18 protein-coding genes are annotated in these 15,904 nt (G+C 68.4%); 3 read left to right on the plus strand and 15 right to left on the minus strand.

Annotated features, from left to right (window positions below; all coding sequences use genetic code 11):
• Nucleotides 1-49: 49 nt before the first annotated feature.
• Nucleotides 50-1,231, minus strand: a complete 1,182-nt coding sequence (locus ACE4Q9_RS23765) for a globin domain-containing protein (protein ID WP_397986252.1) — start codon at nucleotides 1,229-1,231, stop codon at nucleotides 50-52.
• A 268-nt stretch (nucleotides 1,232-1,499) separates the two neighbouring features.
• Between ACE4Q9_RS23765 and ACE4Q9_RS23770 the strand changes: the two genes are divergently transcribed.
• Nucleotides 1,500-2,861 (plus strand): glutamine synthetase family protein, encoded by a 1,362-nt coding sequence (locus ACE4Q9_RS23770; protein WP_397986253.1) that lies wholly within the window; start codon nucleotides 1,500-1,502, stop codon nucleotides 2,859-2,861.
• Between the two features lie 75 nt (nucleotides 2,862-2,936).
• On the opposite strand, the gene ACE4Q9_RS23775 is transcribed toward ACE4Q9_RS23770, so the two are convergent.
• The 13 genes from ACE4Q9_RS23775 to ACE4Q9_RS23835 all read right to left on the minus strand — a co-directional run bounded on the left by ACE4Q9_RS23775 (nucleotide 2,937) and on the right by ACE4Q9_RS23835 (nucleotide 13,424).
• Nucleotides 2,937-4,205: a tyrosine-type recombinase/integrase gene (locus tag ACE4Q9_RS23775; RefSeq protein ID WP_397986254.1), complete on the minus strand. Its 1,269-nt coding sequence runs from the start codon at nucleotides 4,203-4,205 to the stop codon at nucleotides 2,937-2,939.
• A 77-nt stretch (nucleotides 4,206-4,282) separates the two neighbouring features.
• Nucleotides 4,283-4,522 carry a helix-turn-helix transcriptional regulator gene (locus tag ACE4Q9_RS23780; RefSeq protein ID WP_397987312.1) on the minus strand — a complete coding sequence of 80 codons (240 nt, stop codon included), beginning with the start codon at nucleotides 4,520-4,522 and terminating at the stop codon, nucleotides 4,283-4,285.
• A gap of 455 nt (nucleotides 4,523-4,977) precedes the next feature.
• A complete protein-coding gene (locus ACE4Q9_RS23785; protein WP_397986255.1) occupies nucleotides 4,978-6,456 on the minus strand; it encodes an ATP-binding protein in 1,479 nt (492 codons plus the stop codon).
• A 3-nt stretch (nucleotides 6,457-6,459) separates the two neighbouring features.
• Nucleotides 6,460-7,308: a bifunctional DNA primase/polymerase gene (locus ACE4Q9_RS23790; protein ID WP_397986256.1), complete on the minus strand. Its 849-nt coding sequence runs from the start codon at nucleotides 7,306-7,308 to the stop codon at nucleotides 6,460-6,462.
• Between the two features lie 88 nt (nucleotides 7,309-7,396).
• Nucleotides 7,397-7,864, minus strand: coding sequence for a hypothetical protein (locus ACE4Q9_RS23795; RefSeq protein ID WP_397986257.1), 468 nt, complete (start codon nucleotides 7,862-7,864; stop codon nucleotides 7,397-7,399).
• Between the two features lie 15 nt (nucleotides 7,865-7,879).
• On the minus strand, nucleotides 7,880-8,074 hold the full coding sequence (locus ACE4Q9_RS23800; RefSeq protein WP_397986258.1) for a hypothetical protein: 195 nt from the start codon (nucleotides 8,072-8,074) through the stop codon (nucleotides 7,880-7,882).
• Entirely contained in the window at nucleotides 8,071-8,346 is a 276-nt protein-coding gene (locus ACE4Q9_RS23805; RefSeq protein ID WP_397986259.1) for a hypothetical protein, read from the minus strand. The genes ACE4Q9_RS23800 and ACE4Q9_RS23805 overlap by 4 nt, the downstream gene beginning before the upstream one ends.
• Before the next feature lie 141 nt (nucleotides 8,347-8,487).
• On the minus strand, nucleotides 8,488-10,707 hold the full coding sequence (locus ACE4Q9_RS23810) for a cell division protein FtsK (protein WP_397986260.1): 2,220 nt from the start codon (nucleotides 10,705-10,707) through the stop codon (nucleotides 8,488-8,490).
• Between the two features lie 81 nt (nucleotides 10,708-10,788).
• The gene (locus ACE4Q9_RS23815; protein WP_397986261.1) at nucleotides 10,789-11,172 is read right to left on the minus strand and encodes an RRQRL motif-containing zinc-binding protein; all 384 of its coding nucleotides are present in this window, start codon (nucleotides 11,170-11,172) and stop codon (nucleotides 10,789-10,791) included.
• On the minus strand, nucleotides 11,172-11,822 hold the full coding sequence (locus tag ACE4Q9_RS23820) for a GGDEF domain-containing protein (RefSeq protein WP_397986262.1): 651 nt from the start codon (nucleotides 11,820-11,822) through the stop codon (nucleotides 11,172-11,174). Before ACE4Q9_RS23820 ends, ACE4Q9_RS23815 begins: the two co-directional genes overlap by 1 nt.
• Nucleotides 11,819-12,808, minus strand: a complete 990-nt coding sequence (locus ACE4Q9_RS23825; protein WP_397986263.1) for a DUF2637 domain-containing protein — start codon at nucleotides 12,806-12,808, stop codon at nucleotides 11,819-11,821. Before ACE4Q9_RS23825 ends, ACE4Q9_RS23820 begins: the two co-directional genes overlap by 4 nt.
• Nucleotides 12,805-13,158, minus strand: coding sequence for a hypothetical protein (locus ACE4Q9_RS23830; protein ID WP_397986264.1), 354 nt, complete (start codon nucleotides 13,156-13,158; stop codon nucleotides 12,805-12,807). The genes ACE4Q9_RS23825 and ACE4Q9_RS23830 overlap by 4 nt, the downstream gene beginning before the upstream one ends.
• Nucleotides 13,155-13,424 (minus strand): DUF6284 family protein, encoded by a 270-nt coding sequence (locus tag ACE4Q9_RS23835; protein WP_397986265.1) that lies wholly within the window; start codon nucleotides 13,422-13,424, stop codon nucleotides 13,155-13,157. Before ACE4Q9_RS23835 ends, ACE4Q9_RS23830 begins: the two co-directional genes overlap by 4 nt.
• A 709-nt stretch (nucleotides 13,425-14,133) precedes the next feature.
• On the opposite strand from ACE4Q9_RS23835, the gene ACE4Q9_RS23840 reads away from it, so the two are divergent.
• Nucleotides 14,134-14,880: a helix-turn-helix domain-containing protein gene (locus tag ACE4Q9_RS23840; protein ID WP_397986266.1), complete on the plus strand. Its 747-nt coding sequence runs from the start codon at nucleotides 14,134-14,136 to the stop codon at nucleotides 14,878-14,880.
• Nucleotides 14,877-15,347, plus strand: a complete 471-nt coding sequence (locus tag ACE4Q9_RS23845) for an NUDIX domain-containing protein (RefSeq protein WP_397986267.1) — start codon at nucleotides 14,877-14,879, stop codon at nucleotides 15,345-15,347. Before ACE4Q9_RS23840 ends, ACE4Q9_RS23845 begins: the two co-directional genes overlap by 4 nt.
• Here the strand turns inward: ACE4Q9_RS23845 and ACE4Q9_RS23850 are convergent.
• Nucleotides 15,340-15,900, minus strand: coding sequence for an HD domain-containing protein (locus ACE4Q9_RS23850; RefSeq protein WP_397987313.1), 561 nt, complete (start codon nucleotides 15,898-15,900; stop codon nucleotides 15,340-15,342). The two genes, ACE4Q9_RS23845 and ACE4Q9_RS23850, sit on opposite strands and share 8 nt — an antisense overlap.
• Between the last annotated feature and the right edge of the window lie 4 nt (nucleotides 15,901-15,904).

Consider the following 15,904-nt stretch of genomic DNA (forward strand, 5'->3'; position numbering starts at 1 on the left):
GGGCCGCTCACCGGAAACCCGGCGGGCGGCCCTTTTCCCTTGTGAACCGTCAGGCGGCGAGCCACAGGTCGGGCCCGAAGACCTCGTAGTGGATGTCGGCCGGCGCCACGCCCTTCTCGATCAGCCGGGCGCGCACGGCCCGCATGAACGGCAGCGGTCCGCACAGGTAGGCGCGGGTGCCGGGCGCGATGTCGATCCCGGACAGGTCGACCAGTCCGGTGCGGCTGCCGGGCTCGGCGTCGCGCTCGTAGAAGAAGTGGACGGCCGAGTCCGCGAGCTTGTCCGCGTACGCCCGGTGGTCGCCGCGCAGGGCGTGGTCCGCGGGGGAGCGGTCGCCGTGCACCACGGTGACCGGGGCGCCGTACCCGTCGTCGGCGAGCGAGGCCAGCATGGCGACCATCGGGGTCACCCCGATGCCGGCGGAGGCGAGCAGCAGGGGGCGCCCGTCGGCACCGTCGAGCACCAGGTCGCCGTACGGCTCCGAGAGCTGGAGGACGTCACCCACCCGTACGTGCGCGTGCAGGTGGGTCGAGACCTCGCCGCCGGGGGTCGTACCGCCGTGCACCCGCTTGACGCTGAACTGCCGTACGTCCTCGCCGAGTGCCCCGGACAGGCTGTACTGCCGTATCTGCCGTGCCCCGTCGGCGAGCTTCACCCCTACGGAGACGTACTGCCCGGCGCGGAAGCCACGCACGGGGGATCCGTCGAGGGGCCGGACCCGGAAGGAGACGACGTCCGGCGTCTCCTCCTCGCGCTCCACGACCTCCCACTCCCGGAACTCCCGGCTGCCGCTCTCCTCGTACAGCCGCTTCTCGATGGCGACGAGGGCGTTGGCCATCAGCCAGTAGACCTCGCTCCAGGCGGCGGCGACCTCGGGGGTCACGGCCTCGCCGAGGATCTCCACGACGGCGGCGAGGAGGTGCTCGTGCACGACCGGGTACTGCTCCGGTACGACGCCCAGCGAGGCGTGCTTGTGGGCGATGCGGCCGAGCATCGCGTCCGGCCGCTGGTCCGGGTGCTCGATCAGGTACCCGGCGAACGCGGCGATGGAGCCCGCGAGGGCCGACTTCTGGGCGCCGGAGGCCTGGTTGCCGCGGTTGAACAGGTCCCGCAGCAGCTCGGGGTGGGCCTCGAACAGCCGGGCGTAGAAGCGCTCGGCGATCTGCTCGATGGCGCCCCCCACGACGGGGAGGGTGGCGCGGACGGCGGCGGCGGACTTCTCGGACAACATCGCGGGCTCCTTGCGGTCTCGGCTGAATCGAACGCTATTTAAATTTGCATCTACGGTGCAAATTTAAGAGACGTGTCCTGCCTCACGTCCCCGCCCCGCCCGGCCGTTACGGATGCCGCCGCCGACAGGCAAGATGGGCGGCAGGGCAGTACACCTGCCGTAGGAGAGGCGTTCAGTAGGTGGACGTCGGGGCGATCAAGGTCCGCAACACGGATGAAACGGTGTTGTGGTGGGATGCTCCTGACCAGCAAGGATGGGGAATCGGAAGATGGACAAGCAGCAGGAGTTCGTGCTCCGCACCCTGGAGGAGCGCGACATCCGGTTCGTACGCCTGTGGTTCACGGACGTGCTGGGCTTCCTCAAGTCGGTCGCCGTGGCCCCCGCCGAGCTGGAACAGGCCTTCGACGAGGGCATCGGCTTCGACGGCTCCGCCATCGAGGGCTTCGCCCGCGTCTACGAGTCCGACATGATCGCCAAGCCGGACCCGTCCACCTTCCAGATGCTGCCGTGGCGCGCGGAGACCCCCGGCACGGCCCGGATGTTCTGCGACATCCTGATGCCGGACGGGTCCCCGTCCTTCGCCGACCCGCGCTACGTCCTCAAGCGTGCCCTGGCCCGCACCTCCGACCTGGGCTTCACCTTCTACACCCACCCGGAGATCGAGTTCTTCCTGCTGAAGGACCGCCCGCTGGACGGCTCCCGCCCGACGCCGGCCGACAACTCGGGCTACTTCGACCACACGCCGACCAGCGTCGGCATGGACTTCCGCCGCCAGGCGATCACGATGCTGGAGTCGATGGGCATCTCGGTGGAGTTCTCCCACCACGAGGGCGCGCCGGGCCAGCAGGAGATCGACCTGCGCTACGCCGACGCCCTCTCGACCGCCGACAACATCATGACCTTCCGCCTGGTCATGAAGCAGGTCGCGCTGGAGCAGGGCGTCCAGGCCACCTTCATGCCGAAGCCGTTCTCCGAGCACCCCGGCAGCGGCATGCACACCCACCTCTCCCTGTTCGAGGGCGACCGCAACGCGTTCTACGAGTCCGGCGCCGAGTACCAGCTCTCCAAGGTGGGCCGCTCCTTCATCGCGGGCCTGCTCAAGCACGCCGCGGAGGCGTCCGCGGTCACCAACCAGTGGGTCAACTCCTACAAGCGCATCTGGGGCGGCTCCGAGCGCACGGCGGGGGCGGGCGGCGAGGCCCCCTCGTACATCTGCTGGGGCCACAACAACCGCAGCGCCCTGGTCCGCGTCCCGATGTACAAGCCCGGCAAGACCGGCTCGGCCCGCGTCGAGGTCCGCTCCCTGGACTCCGGCGCCAACCCCTATCTGGCCTACGCCGTCCTCCTCGCCGCGGGCCTGAAGGGCATCGAGGAGGGCTACGAGCTGCCGCCGGGCGCCGAGGACGACGTCTGGGCCCTCTCGGACGCCGAGCGCCGCGCGATGGGCATCGAACCCCTCCCGCAGAACCTCGGCGAGGCCCTGACCCTGATGGAACGCAGCGACCTGGTCGCCGAGACCCTGGGCGAGCACGTCTTCGACTTCTTCCTGCGCAACAAGCGCTCGGAGTGGGAGGAGTACCGCTCCGAGGTCACGGCGTTCGAGCTGAGGAAGAACCTGCCGGTGCTGTAGGGGCAGGTCAGGGCTGGTTTGCAGCCGATTCAGCAGGTGGGGCCGACGGTCGTGGACCGTCGGCCCCATGGTCTTTCACTGGCCCTGGGCCGTCTCGGGGCCGTCTGCCGCCGGATCGGTGCCCTCGTACAGGCCGTCCACAGCCTTCCGGGCCCGAGCGTCGCTGCTCGGCATGAGGTGCGTGTAGACCCGGAGCGTGAATCCCGGATCGTTGTGTCCGAGGTAGTGACTCAGCGCCTTGATGTTCTCGCCGGCGTCCAGCAGGACCGAGGCGTAGAAGTGCCTGAGAGCGTGCATGCCGTGTTCGCGGGCAGCTTGGTGACGCTCTCCCGGCTTCGGCGCGGGGATCACCTCAGCAGCTACGAGAGCAGGCTTCCACGCGCGGTCGTTGAAGTCGGTGCGCCGCACCGCGCCCGCGCCGTCAAGGCGGGTGAACAGCAGTCGCTTCGTGACAGGCGGACCGTCCACCCGGAGCCACGGCAGGGTGATCGCCGCCGGGGGGAACGCCTCCATGTGCTGCTTGAGAACGTGCGCCACGCGATCCGGCAAGGGAACGTCGCGGATCTTGTTGCGTTTCGGCGGGCCGAACACTAGACCGCCTTTCGTCACCTTCACCTGATTCCCGATATGCAGCCACCCTGAGTCGAAGCCGATTGCATCGACGGGCAAACCGAAGATTTCCCCTTGCCGCAGTCCGCATCCGCCTCCGAGGTCAACCGTCGCGCGGTATCGCTCCGGGAGTGCCGCTCGTACGGCGAAGACGCGCTCTACCGCCCACGGCACAACGCGACCAGCACCCGCAGCGGGCGGACGCACCGATTGCGCGCGGCACGGGTTCTTCGACAGGTGACCGTCGTCCACGGCCGCGTTGAGGACCGTCGACACGTTGTTGTAGATCACGCGCCGGTACGACGACGCAGGGACAGCCCGTTCCAGTTCGCTGAGCCAGTCCCGGATGTGTTCCGGTTTGAACGAGCCGAGCGGTCGCGGCCCCAAGTAGGGAATCGCATGGCCGCGAATCGCGGACTCCACCGACTCTCGCGTGGTCACGTCGGTGGTCTGGGTGCTCAGCCACTTCTCGGCGTACTGCCGAAACGTCACTCGGCTCGCGGCAGGGTCCACATACTGGCCCCGAGACATGTCTGCCTCGATGTGGGCGAGCCACTGATCGGCCAGTCGCTTCTGTCCGTCGGAGAATGACTTGCTCTTCTCGGTTCCGTCCGGGCCGATATAGCGGGCGCGGTAGCGCATCCCGGTGCCGTAGCGGTCCGTGCGTATACGGCGGGGCTTGCCGGCGGCGCCGGGTTCAGTTTTGTACCACCGGTCTTGGATGTGGCCTGCCATCAGGCAGTAGTCCTCTCTCGACACAGCAGGGAGAGCCGCGTGGGCGGCTCTCCCTGCTGTGTGGGTGGGGTGTTGGCTTACGCGGCGGCGTCCGCGGCTTTGCGTTGGGTGACGTAGGCGCGCACGTCGGCGGGGTCGTAGCGCACGTACTTGCCGATACGGAAGCCGGGCGGGCCGACGCGCTTCTTGCGCCACTGGTAGACGGTTTCTTTGGGCACCTCGAAGATCTCGGCGATGTCGTCGGGGGTGAGGTAGCGATCGGGCAGACCGCCGCGGAGAATGGCGCGGGGGTCCGGCCGATCAAGTGCGGTGTCGATGAGACGCCTCCGTACGCGATTTGTCGGGAGTCCGCGTGGTGTCCGAGGCGCGGATTTCTGCGTCATTGCGTCAGGCACGTCATTTGCGGTTCTGACCTGCGGTTATGCGGTGACGCGGGCAGCTCGGGGCGTGTCACAGGGCGGGGCGGGGTTCTGTCATCCGTGACGCGGGTGACGCGGGATGACGCAGGTTTGGCTGTCTGCGTCACCGCTATGGCCGCTGGTCAGGGACCGGTTTCGGGTGGCTGGTGACGTGGGTGACGCAGGGTCTCTTCTCTTAGGAAAAAGAGAAGGGGTGGTGTCTGTGGGGGTGCGGTGCGGCTCAGGACTGAAGTAAGGAGCCGCTTTGCGGCGCGTCCTCTGGCGGCGGCAAGCCGCCGGAACAGCAAGAGGAGCACCGCCCGGGCGGGGGGTGCTCCTCTTGCTTGTTCGGCTCGGCTCCGTGGTGGCGCGGGTCAGAACGCCGCTTCCTGCTCGTGCGGGAGCGTGAGCGGGGTGCCGCGGGTCATTTCGATGTAGCGGGCGGCGCTGGTGCGGCCCCAGTCGACGAGGACGCCGCGTGCGGCGAGGGTCGGTTGGAGGCGCTTGAGCCGGTCGGAGAGGACTTTGCCGGTGGTGGGCCAGCCCTTGGGCAGGGGACGGCACTCTTCGCCGCTGTAGAGGCTGGTGAGGCAGTGCAGCCACTCCGATGACGTCATGCGGACTTCCGCGCCCGCGTCGAGTCCGGCCGCGTGCTTGAGGACCGTCTGGGCGAGGAGGTCTCCTTCGATGACGTCGTCGTTGAGGTCGTCGAGGCTGGCCCGGTAGGCGCTGAGCGAGCCGAAGCCGGTAGCCGCGTCGAGCTGCGCGCACAGGTGGGCGAAGTCGGCCATCCGCAGATCGGTCGGGGTTTCCGCCTGCGCGGCCCGCACCTTCACTGTCAGGTCCAGCAGGGAGCCGAGAACGACGGGGAGGATGTCCGCGTACTCCCTCCACAGCTCTGCCTCGGTCCGCCGCACTTGGGGCCGCACGAGACGGAGCGGGAGGAGGCGTTCGGCGAGGTCGGGCCGGATGACGCCGACGTCGATGCCGGTGAGGAGCATGGGGCGCCGGTAGCGGGAGCGGACGACGTCCCCGTCGGTGAAGAGGGCGCGCTTGATGCTCTCGGCGCCGGTGACGATGCAGCACATGAGGTCGGAGAGGTCCGGGGGCAGGTGGGAGAGGTTGTCTAGGGCGGTGACCCAGCCGGCGGCGACGGCCGTGATCATGTTCTCCTCGTCCTTTGGGGCCCGGCGCAGGTCGCCGCTCATCCCTTCGATGATCCGCACGAGCATCCGGCCGCCGGTGGACTTGCCCGCCCCTTGGGGGCCGGTGAGGAAGGGGGCGGGGACGGGCACGGAGGGCTCCAGGCAGCCGATCAGCCAGGCGATGGCCATGCACTCGGTCTCGGCGCTGGCGAAGTTGCACAGGCGCAGCAGGAGATCGATGCCCTTGCCGTTGGTGTCCTGGACGGGCAGGGGGAGTTCGCCGGTGAGCTGGGTGCGCCGCCAGCAGACTTCCTGCGGGTCGGGGGTGAGGACGGTCCAGCCGGTGGGGTGGATGCGGACGGACTTGCCGTCGTCGCGGCCCAAGTCGAGCCAGGTCGCACCGTCGAACCCGGGAGCGACGCGGATGTGGGTGGGCTGTACGTCCTCGGTCAGGGCGAGTGCTTCGATCAAGTCCAACGCCTCCTTGAGCGCGGTGCCGTTGAACACGCCGATGTCGTCCCTGTACAGACCGACCATGAGTTCCTGCCGGTGGCTGCCGGTCGTTCCCTGGGAGCGGATCGGGCGGGCAACAGGGTGGCCGTTGCGCTGCGCGTATACGGTGCCGTCGATGGTGCGGAAGTACCGGAAGTGCTCTTGCGCGTAGTCGGTGATGATCTGGCGGGCCGGAGTCTTCTCGTCCTCGGACACGACTCACATCCCCAGTGCGGTGCGGGCGTTTGTCCATGCGTCGGCGCAGTGCCGCGGGGATTCGCCCTTGGCCTGGGCAGCGCTGAACAGTCGCGTCATGTGGGCCTTGGTGAGGCAGCCGCACCGGCCGTGCGTGGACAGCACGGCAAGGAACGTCCGGTACACGGTCGTGTGCACCGCGCTGGAAGCGTCGGTGATGCGCTGCTCAGCCATGGCGATACCGCGGTCCAGATAGGCAGGGGTGCGGTGCCGGCACTCCCCGCCCCCAAGCCGCGCGGGCACGCTTACGCCGTGCGGCGCGGGCCGGGCGGCGGCAGGTTCCCTCATGGCCAACGCCCGGACGACGTCCGGCAGGGCGGCCATGGTGCCGGTGCCGGGACCGAGCCATCGGGCGTAGGACATGGACGATTTGATGTCGACGCCGGGGCGGACCGCGTTGTGCGACGGCATGGCGCCGCGGTAGATCCAGTGCTCACCGCGTGTCGTCTGTACGGTCCGGGTGGCAGGCAGGGTCTCGCGGGCCCATGCGATGGCCGCGGCGTCGTCCAGGTCTACGACAGTCAGGCCGGCGGCGCCGGGGTGGTAGGCGGCGCAGACGGCTCGGCGCCATGCGGTCGTCCAGGGCGGGGAGGTGAGGACGGTCGGGTCGGTGGTGGCGGCGGCCCATGCGTGGCAGACGCCGGGGCACTGGCACGGCCCGGCGGTCTTCATGTTCGGCCGGCCACCGCACGCGTTGTTCGCGCACTGGTAGCAGTTGCCGAACGGCGCCTTGCCTGCACGCAGGGGCAGCACGGGGAGACCGGCGGTGGCCAAGCTAAGTGCCACTCGCCGTAGGGGGGTCTGTTGGGTCATGCTGGGAGACCTCCAACAGGTCGGTTCTCGGCAGGTTGGACAAGGGCGGCCCCGGACTTTGGCGAGACGGGGGCCGCCCTTGGCGTAGCTAGCTGTGGAAGTGGTTGCGCTTGATGACGGCCTTGCGGATGTTGACCGTGGTCCCGCCCCGGTGGCCGCTCGCGCTGAACACCTGTACGGCGATCCAGCCTCCGAAGATCACGGCGGCCAGGATGATGAGCTGGGTGATGAGCGCGGTGAGCGCGGCGATGAACGTGGTGAGCAGCAGCAGTCCGCCGCACACGGCAAGGAACCCGATGCCTCCGAGGGCGACGTTGACGGCCGCGCGGGAGACGAGCGGCTTGGCCGCGGCGGGTTCGGGCTGCACGGGGTTGAGGGCGTAGCCGGTGATGACCCGTCCGTCCGGCAGGACGATGGACGCGACCCCCGGAACCTGCCTCGTTTGCACGGGCACGACCGGCAGGGCGGGTGCGGGGGTGATCGGGGTGGGGGTGTGGACGTGTACGGCCGTCGTCTCGTGCCCGGCGGCCCGGCGGTGGGTGATGGGTTCGTTCACGGCCGGTGCCTCCCTTCACTTGCCGAGGGCGGACAGGGCATCGGCGGATGCCTGCACCAGGTTGTGGATCGGCTCGTAGGCGCCGGTTCCTGCGACGAAGAATCCGAACAGGAACAGCACCAGGGCGGAGCCGCCCCCGGCGGACTTCGTCCGTACGGCGAGGGCGGACGCGGCGCCGAAGAGCAGCACAGCAGAGATGTTGAGAATCATCGGGTGCCTTCCGGGCGAGGGGTGTCGGTGCCGGCGCGGTAGATGCGGGCCCAGCGGTTATAGAGCCAGCGGCCGGCGCGGATGCGTTTGCCGGTGGCGTGGCAGCGGCGGCAGTCTTTGCCGCGCTTCAACCGGCCCTTGCGGTCGTGCTTGAGCGCGTGGCCCATGCCACGGCAGCGGCGGCAGTCACCGAACGGCGAGGCCGCACACAGCCCGACGTAACCGAACGTGACGGCTATCAGGCAGGCGATAGCGGCCAGGATGGGGGTCATCAGGGGCCCTCCGGGCGGGTTTTCAGGGGTTTCCGCAGGTGGGGTGCTATCCGCTAGATCACAGGTGAGACCCCGGATGGGGTGCTAGCGGGGGTGCTACCGGTAGCAGGCATGCCTGCTACCGGTAGCAGCGGTTCGGACCTATGCAGCGCCCGGCTTCTCGCTACGCTCCGCAATCGCCTTGAGGAGGTCGGCGCGGGTGATGCCGCGCCGGGTGGTGCGGGTGCCGTCGTCCGTCGTGCCCGCCACGTCCCGCGTCTTAATGCCGTGCGGCTTGAGCGCGCTGGTGACGTTCTCGCCCTTCCACCCGGCGTAGACGTCCGGGCGGAGTTCGGCGAGGCGCGCGGCGATCCGCTCGTTCCACACCCGCTCCTCCTTCTCCGCGACGACCGCGGCAACGTCGGCGAGCAGGTCATACGCCGGGCCGGTGACCGTCTCGGGTGCCTCGCCGAGGGCGTAGCCGGACAGCAGTCCGGCCTTCTCGCGGACGGTGCGGGCGCGGGCGGCGATGGTTTCGGCGCCGGGCGCGTCCACGAACGTGGCTGACACGATCCGGGCGTCGGAGCCTTCGCCGACGAAGTAGTGCAGTCCCTTGTCACCCCACGCGAACATGGTCGCGCGTACGCCGCGCTTGTACGACGAGGTGCCGAGCACCATGTCGTTTTCGGTCTGGCCCATGACCTTCAGGCACCAGCGGGCGCCCGCGTTCGCGCTGATCCCGGTGGGCAGGGACTTCGCGTCGGGCCGCTGGGTGGCCAGCAGCAACACGATGCCGGTGGCCGGCCCGCGCTTGACCAGGTCGGTGGCGATCTCCTCGAACTCCTTGCCGTAGTCGGGGTGCTCGAACAGCACCTGGCACTCATCCACCCCGATCACGATGGGGTGCAGGCCAAGGGACCGCTTGGAGGCAAGCTCGCTGGTTACCTTCGACTCCGGGCAGATGTCCCGCGGCAGGGAACGGATCACCTTCGTGCGGCGGCGCAGTTCCTCGCGCATGGCCCGGAAGTCGGCCAGCACGTATTGAAGGGTCTCGTCTTCCTCGCCGACGCCGTGCCGGTGGGAGACCTTCTCCCCAACCGGGTCCAGGTCGCCGGTGCCCTTCATGTCGTAGGAGTGGATCTCCGCCCGCGGGTCGAGCGCCGCGATGAGGAGCAGCAGCCTGAGCAGGAACGTCTTGCCCATGCGCGGGATCGCGCCGATAACTCCGGCGATGAACATCAGGGTGACGTCGACCCAGCGTCCGCGCTGGTCGGTGCCGTAGGGAACGGGCTTGAACAGGTCCACGGTGCCCGACTTCAGCAGCGGCCAGAGGGGCTTGCGCGCGCTCTTGAGGTCCTGGTCCCCGACCCACAGCACGAGACGGCCGGTGTGCTCATCCGGTACTGCTTCGGGCCACACACAGCCCAGAGGGCGGCGCAGACCGGACGCGAGACGGTCACGACGCTCGATCACGTCCGTGACGGTCACCCCGTAGGGCAGGTCGCCTTCCGCGCGCCATCCGGGCCCGTCCCGGGTGATCGGCGCGGTGAACGCGAACCCGTCCCGCCCCTTGGCCTGCGCCTGGTTGATCGCGGGAATCCCCAGCGCTCCCAGCGCACGCAGCACGATGTCACCGGTGAGCTTGGGTGCGTCGGGCAGTTCCACAGCCTTGTGGATGAGCGGCGCATCCGCTTTCCGACCGGCCGACCCGAGCGCCAGCACGACCACGCCGGCCGACACGGCTTGCAGCCAGTCCGGGGCGAGCACGTAGATGGCCAGCGCCGACCCAACACCGACGAACAGGGCCAGCACGGCAACCAGGGTGCGCAGCCGAACGCGGCCGTCACGCTGGCGGGACAGCTTCAGGTACTCGGCCGCGTCCTCGCGGCGCACCGCGGCGAGGCGGACGGGTTCGCCTTCACGGTCGGCAACCCACCGCATCGTGCCGGCCACGAACCGCGCGGTGCCGGTCGGCGCCTGGAGGGCGAGCCGCGCGGCGTAGACCGGGGCGCGCAGGGCGTGATATCCGGCGGTGTGGGCGTAGTGGCGGGCCACCCACCCGGACGCGGTCTTCAGCTCGGGAACCGAGCGCAGCCAGAGCGGGACGACCGCGCGGCGCTTGGCTGTGGCGAGCCGACCGAGGTAGCCGGGACCGGTCGCCTTCAGGGTCGGCGAGTCGACCAACACCGGCGTACTCGGGTCGGCCGACTCGATGCCAGACCCGACGGGGCCGGAGTCGCCCGACCGGTCCGGGCCGGGGTCGGCCGACTCGGCGCGGGCCGACCGTGCCTTGTCGAGGTCGACCACGTCCCCGCCGGAGTCGGCGGCAAGCTCGGCTTCCAATCGGTTGAAGAGTTCGTTGTCGTCGTCGGGGTGCTTCACTGAAGTTGTCCTTCGCTCATGAGGGATGAGGGGCCCGGTCGCTGCTTTGGTCGGTCGTGACCGGGCCCCGCATGGAAGCGGTCAGGCGGCGCACTGTTCCTCGGGGTAGGCGCACAGGACGCACATCCCGAGCGACGTCGGGATGCAGTAGCCGTAGGTGATCCGGCAGTTCGGGCAGGTGCGGCGGGCCAGCATCGCCAGCGCGAGCGCACCCCACTTACGGGACGTCATCGGGCGGACCAGCTTGGCGCGGTCGACGCGATAGAGGAACGCCACCTGCACCCCCGCCTTCCGGCCGCGGTGCGTGCGCATAATCTGCGCGGCCACCTCTTGCCCGCCGGGGCGCAACCCACAGGCGCGCAGTTGGCGGCGGGTGGCGTAGCCCTCCGGGGCGAAGTGCCACGGGTATGTGGGTATCCCGAACCGGGCCCCGGCAGGGTCAAAGCACTTGGTGTAGGCGGACATCAGACCGCCACCCCCACCCTGGGCCCATCCGTGCGGGCGCCGGTGCGGCCGGAGCGGCGCCCGGCGATCGTGGCGAACAGCCGTCCCAGCCCTGCCCGGCGGGTGCCGGAGCGGACTTGCTTGGCCGCGTACATCGCCTCATCCGCCCGCCGCAGCAGCTCGGACAGGTTGTCGGCGGGGAAGTCCGCGGCCCGCACCCAGCCCAGCGAGACCGTGGTGTGCACAGCGGGGTCGTGGCCGTCGACCGGGCGGGCCAGCACGCCATGCAGCAGGGTCAGCATGTCGGCGGCGGTGCCGTGGGCATCGATGAGCACGGCGGCGAACTCATCGCCCCCCAGACGCCCGGCGATACCGGACCGGCCCGCGTGGTGGGCGAGCCGGTCAGCGGTCGCCTTCAGCAGCGCATCACCCGCGGCGTGCCCGTGGGTGTCGTTGATCTGCTTGAACTTGTCAACGTCGGCGAGGACAACGACCGCCCGCGGATCCTTCAACAGGGCGGTCGCGCGGCGGGTGAACCCGTCGCGAGTGACCAGACCCGTCAACGGGTCCAGGCGCGCGGTGCTCAGGCAGCGGTGCAGCCACCGCACATGAACCACCCACCCCGCCACCAGCGGCAGCACGGCTAACAGGTGCGTGGCCAGCGTGCTCATGCCGCCACCCCCTCAGCCTCAGCCGGAACGACGTCCGCCGGACGCAGGGAACGAGCCTCCGAGCGTTCGGCGAGCAGGACGTCACGCACCTGCCGTGCCGGCGCCGACCCGCACCGCAGCGCCTTCCGCAGCGCTTCGGCGTTGACCGCGTCATCCGTCCAGTCCGCTGTGACCTTGCGGGCTTCAGTCAGCAGTTCGGCGGCGGTGCGCTGCACTGTGGCGGCCTCGGCCTTGGCCGGCCGCTTGCGCGACGGACGAGGCATTGCTGGCTCCGGCGGCTCGGGCGCCTGCACCGGCTCAGGGTCGATTTCCGCCGGCATCGGGGCGGCGGGGGCGAGTTCGCCCATGCGGAGCATCACGCGCTCACGCCGTGGCGTCTTCCTGCGCCAGCTGCGGCCGTATCGTTCGTGCAGGTCAGCACGGACCAGCAGCCGCTCACGCTCGCACGCCAGCGCCGCACTGTAGGAGGTGACCTCCCACAAGGTCATGCGCCGCCACAGCGCGAACGTCGACAGCGGCGCCAGCAGCCACCGGGAGAACCGGATCTTCTCCATACGCCGGCCGGTCGCAGCCCCGATCCGCACGGCGTAGATGTGCGCGCCGATCTCGGAGAACACCACCCACAACAGCGGCATCGTCCCGTGCGCGACCTTCGCCCACACCCCAGCACCGGCGGCGACGTTCAGCCCGCACGTGACCAGGGTGAGCACCCAGGGCACGAACCGCACCCACGCCAACGCCATGTCCATACGGATCAACAGCAGGTTGGCCACCGTGAACACCGGGATCGCGGTATCGATGCCGACCGGCAGCATCCACGGCTCACCGAAACCCCACCGCACCGCGGCCAACGACACCGCGTCGAAGGAAGAGATCAGACCGAGCGCGCCGACGCCGGCCGCGGCCAGCGCACCGACACCGGCGAGCCCCACCTCGGGGCGGGTGAGCGGCGGCACCGCCGCGCGTTCCACAGGCTGCGACGTCACTGTGCACCCCCCGCCCCGGTGACCGCCGTGTCGTCGGCGAGCGAGGCGGCGAAGGCGGTCAACTCGATGCACGCGCCGCCGTACACGCCGGACCCCTTCAGGACCGCGGTGCGGCCATCGCTCTGGGTGTGGAAGTCGACCGTGGCGGGCTCGATGCCCAGCGCACGGCGCCAGGACTCGAACGCGGCGAAGCTGTCGCACGACGACTCGTGCAGCGACAGACGCAGCATCTCCGGGTACAGGGGCGAGACGTCCACGTTCGGCGCGATCAGGTGCGGAAAATCGACCGCAAGCAAGCGCAGCACCCGCAGCGGAACAGCCAGCTCATCCAGGGTCAGACCCTCGTTCATGCCGCACCGCCGGGAAGGCTCACACCGGCCGTCTGGTTGATCACGGCGACGCGGGCGGCCAGCGCCCGGCGGCGGGCCCGGCGAATACGCCGCATGTCGAACTCGGTCGGGACCCGGTCGAGGGTCATGATCTGTGCGTCCAACAGGTCGACGTCCGCCAGGATCACGGGCATCTCCCGGTCGATCCCGTCCAGCTCAGCGTTCGTCGGCTCCATGAAGTCGGCGAACGCCGTGACAGCGTCCTGGAGTGTGACAACGTGGTTCATGGGTCGTGGTTCCTTTCACGGAGGGACGGCCCGAACAGAGCCCCCGGAGTTGCACCTCCGGGGGCTCACGCCGTTGAAGTCGGAGTGTTCCGGCTCCCCACCACCCCGCCCGTACAGCCGGCGCAGACAGCGCGGCCGGACGGGCGAGGGAGGCAACCGGCGCGGCGATAGCCACCGCGAGAGGGCAGAAGGTGACCGGTGTCCGCCGCACCCGAACGGTGCGAGGGACCGGGGATGGAGCGGCGCCGCCGTGCCGGTCGATCACGGCCGCGCCCAACGCTTTCGTCTGGTCACAGTCACTCCTTCAGGGCGATGAACAGGGGTTTTGCACTGCAAGGGGGACCTTGTCCCCACTCTCCGGCCGTTGCTCGCGGTCACCGGGCCACCTCGCCAGTACGGGCCGAAGCCCTGTTCCACCTGGCCTTTAGCGGGATTGCAGCGTCCCCGCCCTGTGCATTCGTGCAGGTCAAGCTGCACGACTCCGCACGTGCCGCATGGACGACATGCGATACATGCTGAGCATGTACTTCAAAGTGCCGCGCTTCGATCCGGGTGTCAAGCCCTTCGCCGGATGCGGGCGGTCGCCCTGATGTGCTTTCAGCTTGCGGTAGGGGTGTGGGACGAAGTGACCACGTCCCTGGACGACTTGGGACGTCCTGGATACGGTCCTGTACGACGAATGCGTCCCTAGACGTCCTTGGGAGGTGGGGTGGCGAACGAACGGCTCAGGTCGGCCATGCTGACCAAGGGGCTCAGTACCGATGACCTGGCGGAACACTGTGGCGTCGACCCGAAGACCGCTGAGCGTTGGGTGACCAGCGGTCGGGCGCCATACCGCCGGCACAGGCTCAAGGTAGCCGCCTATCTACGCGAAGATGAGGGCTACCTATGGCCCGACGGCCTGCCCGATGGGCAGCGAAAAGACGCGGCCGATGCTGAAGTCCTCAAGGTTTATCCTCACCGAAGCTACGTTCCGCCAGACCTGTGGTTGCAGCTCTTCGGGCGCGCTGAGAGGGAGATCGGTGTACTGGTGCACGCAGGCGTCTTTCTCGCCGAGAACCCTCGGTGGCTTCAGTTGCTCAGAATGAAAGCCACAAGTGGTGTTCGTGCTCGCATCCTTCTCGGCGATCCGGATAGTCCAGAGATTGCACGAAGAGGTGAAGAGGAAGAGATCGGCGAAGGTGTCGCCTACAAGGTGCGCGAAGTGATGAAACTCTATCGCCCCTTATATGGTGTGGATGGCATTGAGTTCCGCCTGCACCGGTCCACTCTTCACAACTCGCTCTACAGGGCTGATGATGAGTGGCTGGTCAACACGCAGGTGTACGGCGTGAGTGCGCCGTACACGCCTGTTCTCCATCTGCGCAAAGTTGCCGGGGCCCAATTGGCGTCCACCTATGCACAGAGTTTCGAAAAAGTGTGGATCGAAAGTATTCCGATTGAAAGGAAACCATGAGCCGTAAAGACTATTTCAATGACCCTGCGGCGCCAGTAGCCACGCGTATCGTGTCGGCGGTTACTGCGTTTGTCCAGGATGAGCGCGGATTTCTCCTGATGGAGCGGCGCTCCGATAATGGGCGATGGGGGATGCCGGGCGGTGTGCAGGAGATCGGGGAGAGCATTAGTCAGACCGTAGTCCGGGAGGTAGCTGAGGAGACCGGGATTACTGTCGAGGTGATCGGACTCGTCGGCATTTTTACGGATCCCGGTCATGTCATTGAATTCTCAGACGGTGAGGTGCGGCAAGAGTTTTCCCTCTGCTTTCGCGCTCGACCCGTCGCTGGTGAAATCTCGGTAAGTTCCGAGTCTTTCGAGGTTCGCTGGGTCGACCCTAAAGAACTCGATGCACTGGAAATGTCACCTACGACTCGCCGACGCATTTCGGAAGGACTGAAAGGACTGCCGCAGCCCGTTATTAGCTAGTCCTGGCTTCAGTCACAGCCGCCATACGGGTGCGGACGCGCTGCACCATTCTGAGCAGTTCTGGTCGAGCCGCTGATACGGCCCGGAAGACGACGTGCTCGGAGCCATACCGTTCTAGGACCTCTTTAAGGCGGTCCGAAGGATCGACGGGATGCCCATCTGGGCTGCTACTCAAGTCACAGTAGGTGATGACATCTACAAGAGACTGTGGGACAGGCGTGAACTCGTTTAGGGCGTCCGACAAACCCAATTCGGCCGCCTCCCAGGGTGATGACGTGTGCAGCGCGACAAGAGCGCAAAGGCGAGGATCAGCGCCAATGCTTTGGAGATATCGGCCGCCATCAATCATGTGTTGGCCGGTGTGCTTGGCCGTCTCGGCGTACCCCACGTCGTGGGCGATGGCTGACGCTGCCATAAGATCGAAGTCGTCCCCGAGGATGGGCCGCAGACTTCGTGCCTGCTTATATACCTGTTGGGAGTGAGCCCAGCGCCTAGGGAGGCAGTCTGCCAATAGGCCCTTTGCCAGGTCATACGCCCAGCGGGTCAGACTCATAATT

This window comes from Streptomyces sp. AM6-12, from assembly GCF_044327085.1.
Lineage (GTDB): Bacteria > Actinomycetota > Actinomycetes > Streptomycetales > Streptomycetaceae > Streptomyces.